The sequence below is a fragment of the Rhodoflexus sp. genome (genome assembly GCF_053489755.1).
This window is the reverse complement of the sequence record NZ_JBRCHD010000018.1, coordinates 1-19735: the sequence shown is the minus strand read 5'-3', so window position 1 is coordinate 19735 and position 19735 is coordinate 1. Positions and strand designations below refer to the sequence as shown.

Genomic DNA, 19735 nt, shown 5'->3' with positions numbered 1-19735 from the left:
GTTTTACAAACGGGAGAAAAGTGAGTAGAATAGCGGCATGAAGCATGACACGAATCTGATACAAACCAACCTGCTCATCCACGGCGACAATATTCAGGGAATGAACTACCTGTTAGCCAATGGATTTGCACAAAAAATAGAACTGGTTTATATAGACCCGCCCTTTGCCAGCAACAATATTTTTACTTATTCCGACGAACGGACAAGCACCATCAGCAACAGCAAAAAAGACCCGATAGCCTATTCTGATAAGTTTACCCGTACACAATTCCTTGATTTTCTGGGTGAAAGATTGTTATTGATTCGCGAGCTGCTTGCCGATAATGGTTCTATCTATGTACATACTGACTACAAAATCGGGCACTATGTAAAAATTTTAATGGATGATATTTTCGGAATTGATAATTTCAGAAACGACATCACCCGCATCAAGTGCAATCCAAAAAACTTCGCCCGCAAAGCCTACGGCAATATTAAAGACATGATTTTGTTTTATTCCAAGACAGACAGTCCAATTTGGAACGAACCAAAGCAACCTTACACTGCCGAAGATGAGCTAAAACTCTTCCCAAAGACCGATGCAAAAGGCAGACGCTATACAACTATTCCGCTGCACGCGCCCGGCGAAACACAAAATGGGAACACATCGCAGCCTTTTAAGGGCGTACTACCACCCAAAGGCAGGCATTGGCGAACAGATGTTGCTACGCTGGAACAATGGGACAGCGAAGGACTGATTGAATGGTCTGACAACGGAAATCCGCGCAAAAAAATTTATTTAGACGAGCAGGAAGGTAAACGAATGCAAGACATATGGGATATGAAAGACCCGCAGTACCCTGTCTATCCTACCGAGAAAAATGCCGATTTGCTTGATTTAATTATCAAAACATCATCAAACAGAGACAGCTATGTGCTGGACTGTTTTTGTGGTTCGGGTACAACGCTCCGGTCTGCGCATATGCTCGGTAGAAAGTGGATTGGAATTGATGCCTCAGAGCAGGCAATTAAAATGACAACAGAGAAACTAAATAGTATTGCAGGTGATATTTTTACGCCCAAACCTGATTACGAACTTATTCCCTTGCAAACACTTACGACTTACTAAGCCATGCCCTACCAACTCAAAGAAGTAAACGATGCCGCAAGCCGCAAGGCTTTTATCATGCTTCCCGTTAAGCTATACAAGGACAATCCCTACTGGGTGCGCCCCTTAGACGAGGACATTGAAAAAGTCTTTGACCCTGCCAAAAACAAGTTTTTCACTCACGGGAAGTGCATCCGCTGGCTGCTGGAAAACGAAAAAGGCGAGGTTGTGGGCAGAGTAGCCGCCTTTGTCAACGATAAAACCGTGATGCAAGACAACGACCAACCCACCGGAGGCATGGGCTTTTTTGAGTGCATCAACGACCGCATAGCAGCTTTCCAACTTTTTGATACCTGCAAAAACTGGTTGCAGCAACAAGGCATGGAGGCAATGGACGGTCCGATTAACTTTGGCGAGCGCGACTCGTGGTGGGGGCTGCTCACCGAAGGTTTTGATAAAATCCCCAGCTATGGCATGTTTTATCACCACAGCTACTACAAAGATTTTTTTGAGTCTTACGGCTTTCGCGAATATTTCCGGCAGTTTACATTCTACCGTTTGGTAGATCAGGAGTTGGCTTCCGTGATCAAAGCCCGCGCCGAACGCATTTACCGCAACCCCGACTACAAGTTTGTTTGCATAGATAAAGGTAATTTGATGAAATATGCCGAAGATTTTCGCACAATTTATAATAAAAGTTGGATGAAACATGAAGGCGTTGTCGAAATGACAACTGAACAGGCGCAGAACCTCATCAAACAAATGTCGCCGATTTTAGACCCGAAGATTATCTATTTTGCTTACTATAAAGACGAGCCGATTGCTTTCTATATCAATATTCCCGACCTGAATCAGGCGTTGAAAGTGATGAACACCGGTAAATTTAATCTGTTGGGTATCATCCGCTTCCTTTGGTTCAAGCTGACGAAAAATTTTGACAAAATGATTGGGCTGGTGTTCGGCGTTGTTCCTGAATTTCAGGGCAGAGGCATAGAGTCGGCGATGATCGGCTATGCCCGCCAGATTACCGGCGCGAAGGGCTTTCAGTACAAGCACTTAGAAATGAACTGGGTAGGCGATTTCAACCCGAAAATGATTAAGTTGGCGCAGTTGCTGGGCAGCGAGGTTTCCAAAGTCCACACGACCTATCGCTACTTGTTCAACCCGAATCAGCCTTTCCGCAAACCTACGGTGATTCGGTAAGTTTTTGGACGCTAAACAATGCAGCAATGAATTACAATGGTAAAAAATTCAAAATATTGCATGGTGTCCTATATGGTGGAACGTCTTCTGAAACGATATTTCATTATCAACATTTGAGCAATTTATTGACAGCAATCTATTGATGCGAGAAAAAAGTTTATATCTTTGATAGGAAGCGCCTACAAAGCGTGTAGTTGCTCATAAATTCTGTAATTTAACGGCATCAAAACATCAACCTGTAAGCAACGCACCGGCGATTTTTATCTTTTGATTCTTTGCAAAAATGAAAAAAACTACCCTTTTGTGGCTGTTCGTGTGGTTGTTTGCAACAACGGCATGGGCACAAAACGCGGACTCGCTCTTTATCCGCGAAAATTACCAAAAATACGAGTACTACATCCCCATGCGCGACGGCGCAAAGCTCTTTACGCATGTGTACATACCCAAGGATGCCTCGCCGCAAAACAAGTACCCTATCTTGATGATGCGCACTTGCTACAGTGTTGCACCCTACGGGGCGGATAAGTACCCGACGCGGCTCGGCCCTTCGCCGACGCTGATGCGCGACAAGTACATTTTCGTGTATCAGGACGTGCGCGGGCGCTACATGTCCGAGGGGCAATGGACAAATATGACTCCGCATCTACCTAATAAAAAAGGCAAAAACGAGGTGGACGAAGCCTCCGACACCTTTGATACGATTGAGTGGCTGCTGAAAAATATCCAAAACAACAACGGACGCGTTGGGCAGTGGGGCATTTCCTATCCGGGCTTTTATACAGTTGCGGGAGCGCTCAGCAACCACCCAGCGTTGAAGGCAGTTTCCCCACAAGCTCCCGTCGGCGACTTCTTCTTTGACGATTTCCACCACAACGGCGCGTTTACCTTAGCTTATTTTTTTACCTATCCTGTTTTTGGGGTGCAAAAAACGACCAACACGCCCGAAAGCTGGTTCCGCGAAGATGGCATCAAGCCACACACCCGCGATATTTACCAGTACTTGCTCGATTTAGGCCCGCTCAAAAACGCCAATGAACTCTACAAAGACAATTTCTTTTGGAAAGAAACCGTTGAACATCCGAATTACGATGATTTCTGGCAAAAGCGCGGCATCATTCAGCACCTGAAAGGCGTAAAACCTGCGATGATGACTGTTGGCGGCTGGTTTGATGCCGAAGACCTATACGGCCCGCTTAATGTTTACAAAGCCAATGAAAAAGGCAGCCCCGGCGCTTACAATACGCTGGTAATGACACCTTTCGGGCATGGTCGCTGGTCAAGAGACGTACAAGGTCCGACTTTGCACACCAATGTTTATTTTGGCGACAACATCGCACAATTTTATCAACAAGAAATTGAAGCCAAGTTTTTCCGCCACTTCCTCAAAGAATCGGGCGATGGCAAAACAGGACTTCCCGAAGCCTACATGTTTGATACAGGCAGCAAAAAATGGATGCAGTTTGACAGCTGGCCCGCTAAGAATGCCCAAAACCTAACCTTCTACTTGCACGAAAACGGCAGACTGAACAACCAAATGCCACAGGCTGCTAACAGTTTCAGCGAGTACGTCAGCGATCCGGCCAAGCCTGTGCCGCATACCGAAAACCTGCGTAGCATGGCGGGCTTCACGCCTTTTGACTATATGAGCGAAGACCAGCGCTTTGCCGCTCGCAGACCCGATGTGTTAGTGTTCCAAACCGACGAACTGACGGAAGACATCACGCTCGGCGGCGAAATCATGGCAAAGTTGAAGGTAAGCACTACCGGCTCCGATGCAGATTTTTTTGTCAAACTAATTGACGTGTACCCGGGCAACGAACCCGACCATCCCTACATGCCCGACAAACGGATGATCTTGGGCGGCTATCAGCAAATGGTGCGCAGCGAGATCATGCGGGCGCGTTTCCGCAACAGCTTTGAAAAGCCCGAACCGATGCAGCCTAATCAGGTAACGGAGGTGAATTTCCGCTTGCAGGACGTGCTGCATACCTTCAAAAAAGGGCATCGGATTATGATTCAAATTCAAAGCACAGCTTTCCCGCTGTTTGACCGCAACCCACAAAAATTTGTGGAAAATATCTACAAAGCTAATCCCGAAGACTTTATCAAGGCTACACATCGGGTTTATCATCAGCAAGGCGCTGCCTCTGCTATTGAGGTGCAGGTGATTAAGTAACCGCATCCTAAATTTGCGAACAAAATACACGAATTTGATACCAATGACAAATCTCCAACACATCGTTGAGGCAGCATGGGAAAGCCGCGAACTGCTGAAAAATACTGAAACCATTCAGGCGATTGAGTACATCATCGAAGAGTTGGACAAAGGACGCATCCGCGTAGCCGAACCAACCGCCGACGGCAAATGGCAGGTCAATCAGTGGGTGAAAAAGGCAGTCATCCTGTATTTTCCAATCCGCCAGATGGAAACCATTGAAGTCGGACCGATGGAGTTTCACGACAAAATGCGCCTGAAAAAAGGCTATGCCAAGCTCGGCGTGCGCGTAGTCCCCCATGCGATTGCCCGCTACGGCGCGTTCCTGAACAAAGGCGTAATTATGATGCCTTCGTATGTGAATATCGGCGCGTATGTGGACAGCGGCACGATGGTGGATACTTGGGCAACTGTCGGCAGTTGTGCGCAAATCGGTAAGGACGTACACCTAAGCGGCGGCGTAGGTATCGGCGGCGTACTGGAGCCTGTGCAGGCAAGCCCTGTGATTGTGGAAGATGGCGCTTTCATCGGTTCGCGCTGCATTATCGTAGAGGGTGCGCACATCGGCAAGCAGGCGGTACTTGGCGCAAATGTGGTGATTACAGGCTCATCCAAAGTGATTGACGTTACAGGCAGCGAACCTGTAGAATATCGCGGCTATGTGCCTGAGCGAGCGGTAGTTATACCGGGTAGCTACACCAAGAAATTCCCTGCGGGCGAGTATCAGGTAGGTTGTGCGCTCATCATCGGGCAGCGCAAAGAAAGCACTGACCTGAAAACCTCGCTCAACGATGCCCTGCGCGATAATGGGGTAGCCGTGTAATATGCCACAGGATTAATGAAGGTATAAAATCCATATCACCCGGCCTCTTGCTGAGGGTAAATAATACCATTATGAATTGCATGATGGATAAATTACCCCGATGCCATGCAGTAGTTGCTGGCTGCCTAAACACCAACAATTGCAGAGATGCGATTGATCGCGCCTCTGCAATTGTTGAATATGCTTGCTAAGCCCCCACAGTCTCTGTATTTTTTGTCGCTGATTTTTTCTTCTTAATCGTATTCAGCGGCACCAAACGCACAAAATCTGCCTTTGCGATTTCCCAGTTATGCAGGATGTGTTCGGCGGTTTTGCTGCCTGTGTCAATCAGGTAATCCTGCAATAACTCGTGCAGTTCGTTCAGGTCGTCGGGTTGGGGCGCTGCCTCCGTCAGGTATTCCCTGTTGATGAAATCCATGTGCTGCGGCTTGTAGAGGTAAAGTTCGCCGCCGGTCATACCCGAGCCGAGGTTCTGGTCAAATTCGCCGAGGATAACGACTTTTCCACGGGTCATGTATTCGCAGGCGTGCAGCCCTACGCCTTCCACAACAGCATAAGCGCCGCTGTTGCGTACCGCGAAGCGGTCGCCGGCGATGCCGTGGACGTACAGAACGCCACCTGTAGCGCCGTATAGCGCACAGTTGCCGATGATGACGTTTTCCTCAGGGCGGAACCGGACGTGCTTTTGCGGCGTGATGACCATTTTGCCTCCCGACATGGATTTGGCTACCGAGTCGTTGGCTTCGCCGTAGAGTTTTACCTCCATGCCGTCGGTCATAAATACGCCAAATCCTTGTCCCGCGCTGCCTTTGAAGGTAAATTTTAGCGATTTTGTAAACGGATACAGCGATTTGTCTTTGTAAAACAACTGCCGATAGCGATTTTCTTTACGTGCAATTTCACCTGCAACGGTTGCCAGCACAGCGCGGTCGGTTGCGCTGATGGTGTAACTAAACTCCGCATATTGATTTTCGGCAATGGCGGCGCGGGTATCCTCTACAATCTGCTGGTTGAGCGGACTTACGCCCTCAAAAAACGGATTGCTTTCGGTCTGATAGCCGGGCATCGGTTGCCCCAGTACGAAGCTCAAATCCAGATTGCGGCGGTTAATCAGGTCGCGGGCGGCAGGGTTGATGTCCAGCAAATCGGTGCGCCCGATGATTTGGTCTAAGGACTGCACACCCAGCAGGGCCAGCTTGCGGCGCACATCTTCGGCAATGTATTCCAGCATTTTCACCACGTGATCTTTGCTGCCTTTGTATTTGGCTTTGTAAACGGGGTCATGCGTGGTAATGCCTGCGGGACAGGTATTTTTTTCGCAGATACGCGCCATCACGCAGCCCTCTGCCACGAGCAACAACTTGCCGAAGTTGTACTCCTCCGCGCCCATGATAGCGGCAATAACGATGTCTTCGCCTGTGCTCAAACCGCCGTCGGTGCGGAGGCGCACGTGTTTGCGCAATCCGTTTTGCAGCAGCGCCTGATGCACTTCCACCAGCCCGAACTCCCATGGCAGCCCGGCGTGTTTCATAGAACTGAGCGATGCTGCGCCTGTTCCGCCGTCGCCGCCAACTACGTCAATCACATCTGCACCTGCTTTGGCTACGCCTACGGCAATGGTTCCGATGTTTGCGCCTGCTACTAATTTGACATTGACTTTGGCTTCGGGCGAAATTTGTTTGAGTTCATAAATAAGTTGTTTCAGGTCTTCAATGCTGTAAATATCGTGCAGGGGCGGGGGCGAAATCAGATCTATGCCGGGGTTGCTGTAACGGGCGCGGGCAATATCTGCATTGACTTTGATGCTCATCAACTGACCGCCCTCGCCGGGTTTTGCGCCTTGTGCAATTTTAATTTGCAACTCGCTGCCTGACACCAAATAAAGGGCAGTTACGCCGAAGCGCCCCGAAGCTACCTGCTTAGTGGTTGCTGTGATGCCTTCGGTGAAGTAGTAGGGATTTTCTCCGCCCTCGCCGCTGTTGCTGCGTCCGCCGATTTCCTGCATAGCAAGGATGATGTCGCGTTGGGCTTCAGCGCTGATAGCCCCAAAGCTCATCGCACCCGAACCAAAGCGACGGAGAATATTGGCACGCGCTTCTACGTTATCTATGGGCAGCGGATTGGGAGATTTTTTTAGCGTAAATAAGTGCCGTACATTAACGGGTGCCTGTTCAATGCCCATTCTAAGGTATTCATCGTACAGCTCCATATTATTCAGCGCCTTGCCCGTATCGCGCACCAACTGGTGGATGACCTTCGAGCGGGCAAAAGTCATGGAATGTTTTTCGCCCTGTTTACCAATAGTATCTTCGCGGTAGAGGAAATTATTGATCAACTGCTGTTTTTCTTCGTATTGTCGGCAAATTTCCAACTTGGTGAGCACCTCATCGGCAATGCCGCCGATGGTCAACCCGCCGAGCAGGTTGTGCACACGCGGGAAGTAGCGATTGACCACCTCCTTGCTCAAACCAACAATGCTGAACAACTTAGAGCTTTGGTAGCTGCGCAATACCGAAATACCCATTTTGGACATAATTTTCAGCAAACCTTCGTTGAGCGCTTTGAGCAGGTTTTGCTCTTTTTCGTGAGCAGAAAGCTCTACTTTGCTGATTTTATGGGCAATCTCAAACCGCGCCATTTGCAGGGCAAGGTAAGGGCAAACAGCCACCGCACCAAATCCGATGAGGCAGGCTACGTGGTGGGTCGTTTTGATTTCGCCCGAATCAACCACGATGGAAGCCTCCAATCGCAAACCTGCGTCGGTCAGCGCGATGATGACGGCGCGCAAAGCCAGCAGCGCCGGAATCGGCGGGTTTTCGTAGTCGGCGTTGCGGTCGGAAAGAATCAGGACAGAAACCTCGCCGCCGTTGACAGCCTCTACCACATCCGCGCCCAGCTTGTCCAACTTGCGCTGCATCCCTACTGCGCCGTGGCTGCGTTTGAAAGTCGTATCAAACTCAGCAGCCACCGGACGATACACGCCCTTACGCGATTGTTTCAGTTCGCGCACAAATGCCATTTGTCCCAACGAAAGCACGGGGTATTTCAATTCAAAGGCAGGCGGCGGCGGAATGAGTTCCTTTTGGGCGAAAATATTAGGCTTCTTGCCTAAGTAATTCACCATATCGGTTACATTTTTTTCGCGCAAATAGTCAAGCGGCGGATTGGTAACTTGTGCAAAAGTCTGGTAAAAATAATCAAAGAAAGAACGCGGCTCTTCGGAGAAAATATTGATACGCGCTGTATCGCCCATAGAGCCAATCGGTTCTTTGCCTGTGCTAATCATCGGAATTAGGACGCGGGAGATGTCCTCTTCGGTGTAGGCAAAAAGGTACTTTTTATCCAACAGTAGCACTTCCTCGTTCGTGTCGCTACTTTCCATCGGCAGCAACCTTGCGTCGTAGTGAGCGCCAATGTTTTCGCGGGCATCGCTTGGGTCGCAAAAGTTGATTTCGCCCGTAATCAGGTTCATCGTAACGCCTGTTCCGGCATTGAGCGTGCCTTTTTGCAGAATATCAGCCTCATCCAAATTAAAAGAACCTGCTTCGGAAGAGAGGTAAAAATGGTCTTCGGTCATTGCCCAGCGGCAGGGTCGGAAGCCGTTGCGGTCTAATCGCGCCCCGACTTTGTTGCCCGTTCCGAAGGTAATCAGCGCTGGACCGTCCCATGGCTCCATCGCACGGCTCCAAAAGCGGTAAAAATCTTTGTCCGTTTTGGCAGGCGGTATCATAATCGCCAGAATGTCTTCAATGTAGCGGATGCTACTGCGGAAAGCCAGCGCTTCCACCATCTCGTTCAGGCTGCCCGAATCGCTCACTTTGTAATGGTTGAGCAGTTCGTCTTTTTTCAGTCCTAGCGCCTTTTCGCGGGAAAAAGCCCATGAGCGGTTGCCTTGAATGGTGTTGATTTCGCCGTTGTGGCTGATGAATCGGAAGGGCTGCGCTTTGTCCCAAGTGCTGACCGTGTTGGTGCTGAACCGGCGGTGGAAAATGCCAAAGCGCGTTTTGAAGGCAGGATTTTGCAGGTCTAAGTAAAACCGCCCCAAATCTTCGGCGCGAATCAGCCCTTTGTAAACAATGGTATTGGCTGAAAGCGAGGTAAAGAAAAACTCGGGACTATCCTGCGCATCTTTCTGGCGGATGCGATTAAATTGTTTGGCTTGGTAAAGTAGTTTGTCAAAAGAATAATCTGTTCGGCAATGTTTCGGGCGGGCAATGATGGCATGGCGCATAGCAGGCATGGAAGCACGCGCCTGCGGTCCCAGCACATCCATATTAACAGGCACTTCGCGGTATTCTATTACTTCCAGACCCATCAGTGAAAAGGACTCTTCAAAGGTTTTCAGGGCAATGCGCTGTTTTTCTGCGTCGGTGGGCAGGAACAGCGAAGCCACCGCCACCTCGCCCGGCTTGTAGCCGAGCAGGTCAAAGGGAATGTCGGTCATAATGCCGGCACCATCGCCGGTGATGCGATCGGCAGCACAGCCGCCGCGATGCTCTTCACACGATAAGGCATACAAAGCCTGTTGTAAAATCCGGTGGTCATAAACACCGTGTCGGCTGGCGACAAAACCCACGCCACAAGCCGACTTTTCATTTTCCTGAAAAAACTGCCCCATTGCTTACGTAATTTTTAATGGAAGTGGCAATATAATAAATGGATTTTAAAAAACGGGGCTTTCAAGTGGAAAGTTTTGCATCGGGAAAAGGCTCTCTAAGAAGTAATAAACATCTGCTGTTAATAACAGTCAGATATGGAGGGACAAAAAATGCCATCTCTAGATGAAATGGCATTTTTTATTTTTATGACGACAATAGTTACAAGCTACCGGGCCGTATAGCCGCCATCTACCGGAAGGGTGATACCTGTGATGAAGCGCGACTCGTCGCTTGCCAGATAAACGGCTGCATGGGCTACGTCCTGCACCTCAGGCATTCCCGGGATAACGTTCATGGTGTTCATTTGATTGCGCATCGCTTCCGGGTCGGCAGAGGTATCTATAAAGTGCTGTACCAAATCCGTCAGAATAGCTGTTGGTGCAATCGCATTTACTCTGATGTGATCTGCACCATATTCTATTGCTGTAGAGCGTGTTAGGTTAATAACAGCAGCTTTTGAGGCTGTGTAGGGGGCAATGTTGGGGAAACCCACCATACCCGCAATAGATGCCATATTGATGATAGAACCGCCCTTGGGCTGTTGGCGAAGCATAACGGCAAGTGTTTCTTTTAATACATAAAATAAGCCGTCAAGGTTGATTTTATTAACCAGATGCCAGTTTTCTATTGAGCTTAGGTGGGTGATTTTCTGTTCGCCGTCAATCCCTGCATTGTTTACCATGACATCTATGCGCCCAAAATGTTTTTCTATCTGACCAATAACTTGCTGAACAGCTTCATAATTGGTAACATCTAAGTAAAAGAATGTGCCACCGATACTTTTAGCAACAGCCTCACCTTTTTCGGTATTAATATCGGCAATGATAACTTTTGAACCCTGACGGGCAAATTCTTCGGCTATACCTCTACCAAGACCGGAAGCGCCGCCGGTGATGAAGGAAACTTTTCCTGCTAATCTCATGTAAAGCAATGTTTAGTTGATAACTATCTAACGATGCTTTAAATATAGTTCAACTGATGTTTGAAATAACTCTCTGCCAGCAGGTAAATTTTGCGCTTATCCGATATGCGGATATGTTCTGACAGTACTTTGGCAGGTGCGGCCTCCTGAATTTTTTTGAACAGGCGCAGGTAGTAAACATAGGCAAGATATACACCCAGCCGCGCTGTTTTGGGCAACTGGACAATACCTTTGTAAGCATCGTCAAAGTCTTTTTTAATATCGGCTTCAATGGCGCGTTTCACATCTGCTACCGTTGTTCATGTCTCACGAACGACAGCAAGTGAATGAGTTATTATCTTTGTATAATTCCTGCCCTTGCACGTATGAAAATCCTGAGCCGCATCTTCTTTGTTTCATTACTGACATGCTCGTATTAGATGCTTCGGAGAGTATGCTTTCCAAGTGGGATAACGACCTGAGGATCAACATTGCTAAAGACAAAGTTGCTGCCTTTGTGGATTCGCTGCGACGCAATCCGAACGCAGAAATGGCGCTGCGGGTCTATGGTCATCAGTTCGATTTCAAGCAAAAGAACTGTACGGATTCCCATGCAGCCCGGCAATTATTAAAATTGTTTTTCGGGTAAATGAAACAAAAGGCGCTGTTTATACGGTTTTCAGGCGTTTTACAGTGCCAATCGGTAAGGCAGTACAGGTTGATATTTTGATATAATCAGACCTCTGCCGCAGGTTTTACCATCACGACTTGTTCCCTGTCTACCACGACCGCGCCCTCGGGCATTCCCTTAGGTTTGCGGACGTACTTTTTGGGCGTGTAGATAACAGGGCAGAGGGTTTCGTGTCGCCGTTTGGAGTGCCAAGCAGCCAGTTGCGCAGCCTTTTCAATTACCTGCGGCGGGAATGGCTTGCCTGCTTTGTACTTAATTACTACGTGCGAGCCGCTTACATCGCGGGCATGCAGCCAAATGTCCTCTTTGTAAGCATATTTTTGGGTCAGCAGGTCGTTGCTGCGGGCATTTTTACCAATCCAGATTTCAAAGCCCTCAACTTCCAACCGACGGAAAGGCAGTTCGGGATTCTTAGCGGTTTTGCCTGCCAGCCCTTCGGTTTTCAGGTAGCGGCGCAAGTCTTTGAGCCGTTGCTGCTTGCTGATTTCTTCTATGCGACGGTTAATTTTTTGGATCTCTTTCTGTTTGGCGGCAATAGCTTCGCGCTGCTTGTCAATTTCAATCTTGTGATTTTTGGACTTGCGGTAATAAACCTCCGCATTCTTCTGCGCGTTGAGTGTTTCTTTGAGCTTGATTTCCGTGTAGGTATTGCGGTAGAAGTCAAACAGTTGCACCGAAGTCGCTCGCTGCGGAATCTCATGCAGGTTCGCCATGATAATATTTGCAATCTCCTCGTAGCGGTTTGACAATTCCAGTTCAATGAGTTTTTCCTCTGCCTGCCGGATAAAGCGTTCGGTCTTGTGCTTTTGCTTTTCTAACTGGCGGATGGCTTCGGCTTTTTCGTGTTCGAAATAATAGAGCCGCGAAAAGATATAATGGTACTCGTTGAGCGCCTCAATCAGGTTCGTTCCGCGATAAACATCATTTTCCGAAGGAAAAACCGAAAATGAAGCCTGCGAATGGTCGGAAGCTATGAAAAACTGAGGATTTTTGAGATACTCCAACAGTTCCTGCACGGCTTCCCATTGGGTTTCGGGATCTTCGCCTGCGCCTGTGATCAGCGCCAACATTTGGCGGTCAAAAGTAGGGAACGTCGCCTGCAAACCGTTGGTAATGAATGCCTCGCGGCTTTGGTCAATCGGTCGGTCTATGGTTTCTAGCCGCAGCAGACGGTCTTTTTCCTGTTTGTTATGGAAAAGTTCTTCGGGCAGTAAATTGCCCTCTTCGTCGGCTTCAAACAAAATCAGGTTAGAGCGCTTCCCGTGCATTTTGAACAGCAAAACACTGCCATTGCTGAAGTGGACGGAAAAACAACGCTCGTTCAGGTATTGGCGCAGCCCTGTTACTTGCGCTCCCAGTACAGGGCGGAACAGCTCAATGCTATTCTGGCGGGCGCGGCTTACCTCTTCGGGAAAGCTCAGGTAGCAGGCTTCGGGGTTCAGGTTGGCGCGGATATAAAACTGGCGGTGTTCATCGGCGAAGCCCATTATCAGCTCGTCTTTCAGTTGGCTGAAACAGGTAACCAACGACAAGCCAGTGAGTCTTTCGGTAAGCGCATCGGTCAGCAGCCGAAAGATGTAATAATTATTGTGCATGAAGAGGGATAATACCCGACAATGGTTAAATATAGTTCAACTGATGTTTGAAATAGCTCTCTGCCAGCAGGTAAATTTTGCGCTTATCCGATACGCGAATGCGCTCAGACAGTACTTTGGCAGGTGCGGCTTCCTGAATTTTTTTGAACAGACGCAAGTAGTACACATAGGCAAGATATACACCCAGCCGCGCTGTTTTGGGCAACTGGACAATGCCTTTGTAAGCATTGTCAAAGTCTTTTTTAATATCGGCTTCAATGGCGCGTTTCACATCGCCGTTAAACTGATTATAGTCCACCCCCGGAAAATAGACACGTCCGCGTTCGTAGTAATCACTCTTCATGTCGCGCAGGAAGTTGACTTTTTGGAAGGCAGAACCAAGGCTGCAAGCGGCCGGTTTCAGGCGTTGGTACATAGCCTCGTCGCCGTCGCAAAATACGCGGAGGCACATCAGCCCTACAACTTCTGCCGAGCCATAGATGTATTCATGGTAGCGGTCGTCGTTGTACTCATGGAAATATAGATCCATTTCCATGCTGTGCAGGAAAGCGTCTATCAGTTCTTGCTCGATCTTGAAGCGATTGACCGCCCACTGGAACGAGTGCAGCACAGGATTAAGACTTAGCTTTTGCTCTATTGCGGCATAAGTATCTGCCCTGAATTGGTCGAGTAGTGCCTTTTTGTCGTGGTCATGAAAAGTGTCCACAATTTCATCAGCATAGCGAACAAAACCGTAAATCGCATAAATCGGCTTATGCAGGACAGGGTCAAACATGCGAATGCCTAGTGAAAAAGAAGTGCTGTAACTCTTAGTTACAATTTCGCTGCACTTGAGTGTTGTTTTGGTGAACAAGTCAAACATACCAACGATTTGCGTTGTAGATAAGCTGATAATCGTGTGTTAAACCGTTTACTTGCCTGTTTAGTTTGTGGCAAGATAGCAATTTTTTGTGAAACCTTAGCGGATTACTTGTTCTACAACCTGTGCAACAACCCTGCCCGAAATGAGCGAGGGCGGCACACCAGGTCCCGGAACGGTCAGTTGCCCTGTATGGAACAGGTTGCTGACTTTTTTACTTCTCAAAGATGGTTTGAGAATAGCGGTCTGCATCAACGTATTGGCAAGCCCGTAAGCATTGCCCTTAAAAGAGTGATATTCATTCACAAAATCCTGATAGGCAAAGGTTTCTTTCACTATCACATGCGGGCGGATTTCCTGTCCGGTGCGCTGCTCCAATCGCTCCATGACGATGTTATAGTACTTTTCCCTGATTTCAGGCGTATCGGGCATGCCTGGCGCAATTGGAATGAGCAGGAACACGTTTTCGCAGCCTTCGGGAGCAACAGTCGGGTCGGTCAGCGAAGGTGCAGAGGCATAGAACAGCGGGCGCTCCGGCCAGCGCGGCGTATCGTAAATTTCTGCTGCATGGCGGTTGAAGTCCTCATCAAAAAACAGGTTGTGGTGCAGCAAATTTTTTAGGCGTTTGTTGATGCCCAAGTAATAGAGCAGGCTGGAAGGTGCCATTACGCGCGAGTTCCAGTAGTCGTCCGAATAGCTTCGGAAAGCAGCGGGCAGCAGCGCCGTCTCGCAGTGGTGATAGTCGCCGCTGTTGATGATCACATCGGCGGTGAAAGTGCCTTTATCGGTAACAACGGCAGTGATTTTGCCGCTTTTGACTTCCAATTGGCGAACGGGAGTATCGAGCTGAATTTTTACGCCTTTTTCTAAGGCAACGGCGGTCATCCCTTCGGCGATTTTGTGCATGCCGCCCATAGGATACCATGTGCCAAGTTTGATGTCGGCGTAGTTCATCAGGCTGTATAGCGCGGGGATGGTTTTTGCCGTTCCGCCCAGAAACAACACGGGAAACTCCATGATTTTAATCAGGCGATCGTCTTTGAAAAACTTGCGCACATGTGCCGACATACTTTTGAGCAAGTCTAAACGGAAAATTTCTAACAGCAGACGCGGGTCTGCAAATTCGGTCAGGGAAAGGCTCGGCTTGTAAACAAACTCGTTGATGCCGACCTTGTATTTGTAAGCGGCTTGCTTCAAAAACTTGTCTAATTTGGGACCAACTCCCGGCTCTAAAGATTCGCACAACTGGCGGAATGCCTGATAGTCAGCAGGTAAGTCCACGCGCTCGTTGCCTTCCAGAAATACGCTATACGAAGGGTCTAAGCGCACCAATTCGTAGTAATCGCTTACCTTTTTGCCAAACCAGCCAAAGTAAGTTTCAAACACATCAGGCATCCAGTACCAGCTCGGTCCCATGTCAAATCGGAAGCCGTCTTTTTCCATGATGCGGGCGCGTCCGCCGGTTTGGTTGTGTTTTTCCAGCAGGGCAACGTCCCAGCCTTTATTTGCCAAATGAGTAGCAGCAGAAAGTCCAGAGAACCCCGCACCGATTACTATTGCCTTTTTTGCCATGCAGAACGAATCAAAATTTGCTTCAAATATAAACTTAACTGCCAATTGGCAGTGTTGGTTTGGGAAAATGTAGCAATAGCATCAAGGATAAGTTCTATTGTAATCGTTTTACGCTTGACTTTTTAACCGTTAATAATAACACATGGCTTACGCAAAAAAACGGATGCTAATTTATTTTGTAAATAAAAATTACCATCGTAGATGTTTATCTGCCAATAATCTGATGGCAGTGATTTATTCAAATCCCATTACTATCGAATTTGCCTGTGGGCATTGCAGATGAAAAGGTGTAATTTTAGTGGGAAAATATTGTGCAATGATTGCCTCTTTAACCGATTTAGACCTCAACAAGCGCTACAGCTACGCCGATTATCCGATCCGGCAGTTTGTTCTGCACAACGCCTACGGTAAAGCCGATGTCGCCACGCCGTTTTTATTCCCTGAATTAACCATTCCTTTGCAGGATGTTTTTGAGTAAGAACGATATACAAATGATTTCCAAACCTGACGGGTTTTCAAAACCCGTCAGGTTTTTAGCGCTGATTTTGCTGCCGCTGGCACACCTTGCCGCCGCGCAGGAAATCCCTGTGGGTACGTGGCGGATGCACCCCTCTTTCCGACAAATGACCGACCTGGCAGATGCGGGCGAATGGATTTATGCCGCTTCCGTCAATGGACTGATGCGCTACCGCAAAGCCAACGGTGAGGTGGAAACCTTGGACAAAACCGACGGACTGACAGGCAATAATTTCAGCGCCTTAGGTTGGCATGAACCCTCAAAAACGCTGGTCATTGGTTATACGGACGGACAAATTGATTTACTGAACGAAGAAAGCGTTGTCAATATCCGCACGCTGGCAACCGCGCCGCTAATTGGCATTCAGGCGCAGCGCCGCATTAGTCACGTGCTGATACAGAACAACTTAGCCTACTTATCGCTGCCTTTTGGCATTGCCGTCGTGGATATGACCGCCAAACGACTGCGCGAAAATTACCTCAATTTGGGCGGCAATGGCGAAACAGTAGCGGTATTTGAAACGGCTGTTTTACGCGACAGCCTCTTTGCCGCCACCTCACAAGGGCTTCGGGCGACTTCCTTAGCCGCTTCCGTGAATCGCTTGGACTTTCGCAACTGGCGCACCGCTTTTGCCTCACCTAACTTGCGAACCGTCGCCGCTGCAGGCAATCTGCTGCTGGCAGGCGTCAATTTTTCCGATGTGTTCCGCTATGAAAACGGCAAATGGATAAGGCTGCAACTGCCTGTCGCTCAGTACAATCACTTAGCATTACAGGCGGAGAACGCAACTATCAGCCTTGCCGATGGGCGATTGGTTGAATGGACTACAACAGGGCAACAACAAATCATCGCCAATCCCGCGCTTCGCGCGCCGCGAAAGGCTCTGCGCGATGGAACGACCCGCTACGTGGCGGATTTTGCAAGCGGACTTTTGCAAATCAACGGCGCGGCGGTGCGCAATCTTTCGCCGGCAGGCTTATTTGCGCCTTTGGTGCGACGCACAGCCTTTATCAACGACAGGCTCTTCGCGTTCTATGGCGGCTTCACCGCCAACGGACAACCCGAAAACAATACAGATGGATTTTCCACTTTCGCCGAAGGCAGTTGGACAAACTACAACAGCGAGGCAGGCAATCCGAATACTTTGCCGCCTATGCGCGACTGGTTAGCGGCTGTTCCTGCGAATGACGGGCGGGTCTGGCTCGCATCTTTCACCGATGGCTTGTGGAACTGGCAGCCTGCCGAAAACCGCTTGCAACGGATAGCGGATGCGCCCAATGTACGCATTAGCGGGCTGGCGACTGACGGCAACGGCGGCTTGTGGCTCACGGCATTAGGCGCTGGAAACAGCCCTTCGGTATTTCGCCGCGCATCTAACGGCGCCTGGCGCGCCTATCCAACGGGCGCATTCAATGGCGGCAACGCGCTTGCGCCCGTAACGGACGATTTGGGCAATGCATGGATTCCGTTTCACCCTACCACAGGCGGCGGCATGGCAATCGTAGCCGAAAACGGGCGCGTGCGACCGCTGGGCACACAGCGCGGACAAGGCGGACTGCCTTCGCCCAACGTGCTGGCGCTTGCCAACGACCGACAAGGCGCTATGTGGGTAGGAACCGACAACGGACTTGTCGTATTTTTTGACGCGGCGGCAGCTATTGGCAACAATACGGACGGACAGCGCGTCGTGTTCAATTTCCGCGAACTGCTGCGCGGCGAAACCATCTATGCAATTGCAATTGATGGCGGCAATCGCAAGTGGATTGGCACGGCACGCGGCGCGTGGTTGTTCTCTGCCGATGGTTCACAGCAAATTTACCACTTTACCGCCGCTAACAGTCCTCTGCTTTCCGATGAGGTGCGCCACATCAGCATTCATCCGCAAACAGGCGAAGTGTTTTTTACCACCGATAAAGGGCTGGTCTCTTTTCGCGGCACCGCTACCGATGCAGGCAGAACTTTTGCCAATGTTCGCGTATTTCCCAACCCCGTGCCGCCCAATTTCAGCGGGCTAATTGCGCTTGACGGACTGGCGGCTAACGTTTCGGTCAAAATTACCGATGCGGCGGGGCGCTTGGTTCACGAAACCCGCGCCGAAGGCGGCTCAGCCGTCTGGAACGGCTTGGACTATCAGGGACGCGCCACACGCGGCGGCGTTTACTTCGTCTATGCGGCAGATGCCAACGGCGAAGAGCGATTAGTTGCCAAATTTGTAAAAGTAGAATAACATAGCGCAGGTAAACGCAGATTTGACGAAAGAAAAAATCCGCGTTATCCGCATTCTAAAAAGACCTTTGCGGTAAAAATAAAAACCGATGAAAACCATTAGCATATTGAGTTGCGGCTGGCTGGGAATGCCGCTTGCAGGCGCGCTTGTCAAGGAAGGCTACCGCGTGAAAGGGGCAACCCGCACACCTGAAAAATTAGCGCAAATCAGAGCGCAGGGCGCAGAAGCCTGCTTAGTCAGCCTGCCTGCGCAAGATACCAACGACCAACTGGCAGACCTGCTGGATTGCGACCTGCTGATTATCAACATTCCGCCGCAACGGCGCGGCAACGGCGGCATGTCAGCCCACAATGAACACATGGATTATTTGGTGGAAAAAATGCGGCGATGGCAGCGCAACCCACAAGTGATTTATGTCAGTTCCACATCGGTTTACCGCGACAACAACGGCGAAGTAACCGAAACCTCTGCCCTGAACAGCCCCGAAGAAGACGTGATTGTCTATGCCGAACAACTCTTGCAACGCGAATTTGGCGCGGCGATTCTTCGCTGTGGCGGACTGATGGGGCAAGACCGTATTCCGGGTAAATATTTCATCGGGCGCACGGTGGACACAGGCGAAATACCCGTGAATTTCATCCATCAGGACGATGTCATCGGGCTGCTGCTGGCGATGATTCGCAAAGGCATTAGCGGTGAAGTTTACAACGCCGTAGCGCCGCTGCACCCTACCCGCCGCGAAATATACCTTGCCAATGCGGCAAAATTTGGCTGGCAAGCGCCTACGTTTAGAGAACCAGCACAGCCGATTCCCTTTAAAATCGTCAATAGCGATAAAGCCATCAGCCAACTGGGATACCGATTCCTATTCCCCGACCCGATGCGGTTTACGTATGCAGATGACCATACACAGCTCCTGCAACGTTAATTTGGTAACTTTGCATAAATTGAATCCATGATGGAACATCTGCCGGTACTTTCCACAGGCGAGCAAAATTTTGACGAACTGCGCCGCAAAGAATGTGTGTACGTAGATAAAACCTACTTCATTCATCGGCTGGTGTATGTCAACAAAAGTAAATTCAATTTCCTTGCCCGCCCGCGCCGCTTTGGTAAGTCTCTGTTAATCAGCACCCTGAAAGCTATTTTTGAGGGTAAACAGCAACTGTTTGAAGGGCTGTACATCTACGATAAAATCAACTGGGAAGCTCATCCTGTTATCCATCTGGATTTCAGCAAAGTAGACTTCAGGGGCAAAGGCTTGCGACAGGCTATCAATGACCGATTGGATGAAATTGCCGACGAATACGGCACACAATTCAAGGAAAAATCCATCGGCAGCAAGTTCAAAGAGTTAATGGGCGACCTGCACAAGCAGACAGGCAAA

The 19735-nt window shown here is 49.3% G+C and carries 15 protein-coding genes; 9 read left to right on the top strand and 6 right to left on the bottom strand.

Annotation, left to right across the window (positions count from 1 at the left end; genetic code table 11):
- Window positions 1-37 precede the first annotated feature (37 nt).
- The 4 genes from ACWIP2_RS04850 to ACWIP2_RS04835 all read left to right on the top strand — a co-directional run bounded on the left by ACWIP2_RS04850 (window position 38) and on the right by ACWIP2_RS04835 (window position 5328).
- A complete protein-coding gene (locus ACWIP2_RS04850; RefSeq protein ID WP_448518780.1) occupies window positions 38-1108 on the top strand; it encodes a site-specific DNA-methyltransferase in 1071 nt (356 codons plus the stop codon).
- A gap of 3 nt (window positions 1109-1111) precedes the next feature.
- Complete coding sequence (locus ACWIP2_RS04845; RefSeq protein ID WP_448518779.1) at window positions 1112-2290, top strand: hypothetical protein; 1179 nt, start codon at window positions 1112-1114, stop codon at window positions 2288-2290.
- Between the two features lie 283 nt (window positions 2291-2573).
- Window positions 2574-4466: a CocE/NonD family hydrolase gene (locus tag ACWIP2_RS04840; protein ID WP_448518778.1), complete on the top strand. Its 1893-nt coding sequence runs from the start codon at window positions 2574-2576 to the stop codon at window positions 4464-4466.
- A 43-nt stretch (window positions 4467-4509) separates the two neighbouring features.
- Window positions 4510-5328, top strand: a complete 819-nt coding sequence (locus ACWIP2_RS04835) for a 2,3,4,5-tetrahydropyridine-2,6-dicarboxylate N-succinyltransferase (protein WP_448518777.1) — start codon at window positions 4510-4512, stop codon at window positions 5326-5328.
- 187 nt (window positions 5329-5515) lie between these two features.
- On the opposite strand, the gene gltB is transcribed toward ACWIP2_RS04835, so the two are convergent.
- The 3 genes from gltB to ACWIP2_RS04820 form a co-directional block, all read right to left on the bottom strand.
- Window positions 5516-9946, bottom strand: a complete 4431-nt coding sequence (gene gltB, locus ACWIP2_RS04830) for a glutamate synthase large subunit (RefSeq protein ID WP_448518776.1) — start codon at window positions 9944-9946, stop codon at window positions 5516-5518.
- A gap of 206 nt (window positions 9947-10152) precedes the next feature.
- Window positions 10153-10908: an SDR family NAD(P)-dependent oxidoreductase gene (locus ACWIP2_RS04825; protein WP_448518775.1), complete on the bottom strand. Its 756-nt coding sequence runs from the start codon at window positions 10906-10908 to the stop codon at window positions 10153-10155.
- Window positions 10909-10946: 38 nt separating this feature from the next.
- Complete coding sequence (locus ACWIP2_RS04820; RefSeq protein ID WP_448518774.1) at window positions 10947-11192, bottom strand: hypothetical protein; 246 nt, start codon at window positions 11190-11192, stop codon at window positions 10947-10949.
- 17 nt (window positions 11193-11209) lie between these two features.
- Between ACWIP2_RS04820 and ACWIP2_RS04815 the strand changes: the two genes are divergently transcribed.
- Window positions 11210-11536, top strand: a complete 327-nt coding sequence (locus ACWIP2_RS04815; protein WP_448518773.1) for a hypothetical protein — start codon at window positions 11210-11212, stop codon at window positions 11534-11536.
- 86 nt (window positions 11537-11622) lie between these two features.
- On the opposite strand, the gene ACWIP2_RS04810 is transcribed toward ACWIP2_RS04815, so the two are convergent.
- From ACWIP2_RS04810 to ACWIP2_RS04800, 3 genes are all read right to left on the bottom strand, one after another.
- The gene (locus ACWIP2_RS04810; protein ID WP_448518772.1) at window positions 11623-13173 is read right to left on the bottom strand and encodes an NFACT RNA binding domain-containing protein; all 1551 of its coding nucleotides are present in this window, start codon (window positions 13171-13173) and stop codon (window positions 11623-11625) included.
- Between the two features lie 25 nt (window positions 13174-13198).
- On the bottom strand, window positions 13199-14035 hold the full coding sequence (locus ACWIP2_RS04805) for a phytoene/squalene synthase family protein (protein WP_448518771.1): 837 nt from the start codon (window positions 14033-14035) through the stop codon (window positions 13199-13201).
- Window positions 14036-14131: 96 nt separating this feature from the next.
- Window positions 14132-15604: a phytoene desaturase family protein gene (locus tag ACWIP2_RS04800; RefSeq protein ID WP_448518770.1), complete on the bottom strand. Its 1473-nt coding sequence runs from the start codon at window positions 15602-15604 to the stop codon at window positions 14132-14134.
- A 316-nt stretch (window positions 15605-15920) separates the two neighbouring features.
- Between ACWIP2_RS04800 and ACWIP2_RS04795 the strand changes: the two genes are divergently transcribed.
- The 4 genes from ACWIP2_RS04795 to ACWIP2_RS04780 form a co-directional block, all read left to right on the top strand.
- Entirely contained in the window at window positions 15921-16082 is a 162-nt protein-coding gene (locus ACWIP2_RS04795) for a hypothetical protein (protein ID WP_448518769.1), read from the top strand.
- 13 nt (window positions 16083-16095) lie between these two features.
- Entirely contained in the window at window positions 16096-18348 is a 2253-nt protein-coding gene (gene porZ, locus ACWIP2_RS04790) for a type IX secretion system anionic LPS delivery protein PorZ (protein ID WP_448518768.1), read from the top strand.
- An 88-nt stretch (window positions 18349-18436) separates the two neighbouring features.
- Entirely contained in the window at window positions 18437-19276 is an 840-nt protein-coding gene (locus ACWIP2_RS04785) for an SDR family NAD(P)-dependent oxidoreductase (protein WP_448518767.1), read from the top strand.
- A gap of 27 nt (window positions 19277-19303) precedes the next feature.
- Window positions 19304-19735 (top strand): AAA family ATPase (locus ACWIP2_RS04780; protein WP_448518766.1); only part of this gene is annotated, 432 nt, incomplete at its 3' end.

Coding starts and splice junctions, on each gene's coding strand:
- ACWIP2_RS04850 (WP_448518780.1), top strand. CDS start 38: ATGAAGCATGACACGAATCTGATACAAACCAACCTGCTCATCCACGGC.
- ACWIP2_RS04845 (WP_448518779.1), top strand. CDS start 1,112: ATGCCCTACCAACTCAAAGAAGTAAACGATGCCGCAAGCCGCAAGGCT.
- ACWIP2_RS04840 (WP_448518778.1), top strand. CDS start 2,574: ATGAAAAAAACTACCCTTTTGTGGCTGTTCGTGTGGTTGTTTGCAACA.
- ACWIP2_RS04835 (WP_448518777.1), top strand. CDS start 4,510: ATGACAAATCTCCAACACATCGTTGAGGCAGCATGGGAAAGCCGCGAA.
- gltB (WP_448518776.1), bottom strand. CDS start 9,946: ATGGGGCAGTTTTTTCAGGAAAATGAAAAGTCGGCTTGTGGCGTGGGT.
- ACWIP2_RS04825 (WP_448518775.1), bottom strand. CDS start 10,908: ATGAGATTAGCAGGAAAAGTTTCCTTCATCACCGGCGGCGCTTCCGGT.
- ACWIP2_RS04815 (WP_448518773.1), top strand. CDS start 11,210: ATGTCTCACGAACGACAGCAAGTGAATGAGTTATTATCTTTGTATAAT.
- ACWIP2_RS04810 (WP_448518772.1), bottom strand. CDS start 13,173: ATGCACAATAATTATTACATCTTTCGGCTGCTGACCGATGCGCTTACC.
- ACWIP2_RS04805 (WP_448518771.1), bottom strand. CDS start 14,035: ATGTTTGACTTGTTCACCAAAACAACACTCAAGTGCAGCGAAATTGTA.
- ACWIP2_RS04800 (WP_448518770.1), bottom strand. CDS start 15,604: ATGGCAAAAAAGGCAATAGTAATCGGTGCGGGGTTCTCTGGACTTTCT.
- ACWIP2_RS04795 (WP_448518769.1), top strand. CDS start 15,921: ATGATTGCCTCTTTAACCGATTTAGACCTCAACAAGCGCTACAGCTAC.
- porZ (WP_448518768.1), top strand. CDS start 16,096: ATGATTTCCAAACCTGACGGGTTTTCAAAACCCGTCAGGTTTTTAGCG.
- ACWIP2_RS04785 (WP_448518767.1), top strand. CDS start 18,437: ATGAAAACCATTAGCATATTGAGTTGCGGCTGGCTGGGAATGCCGCTT.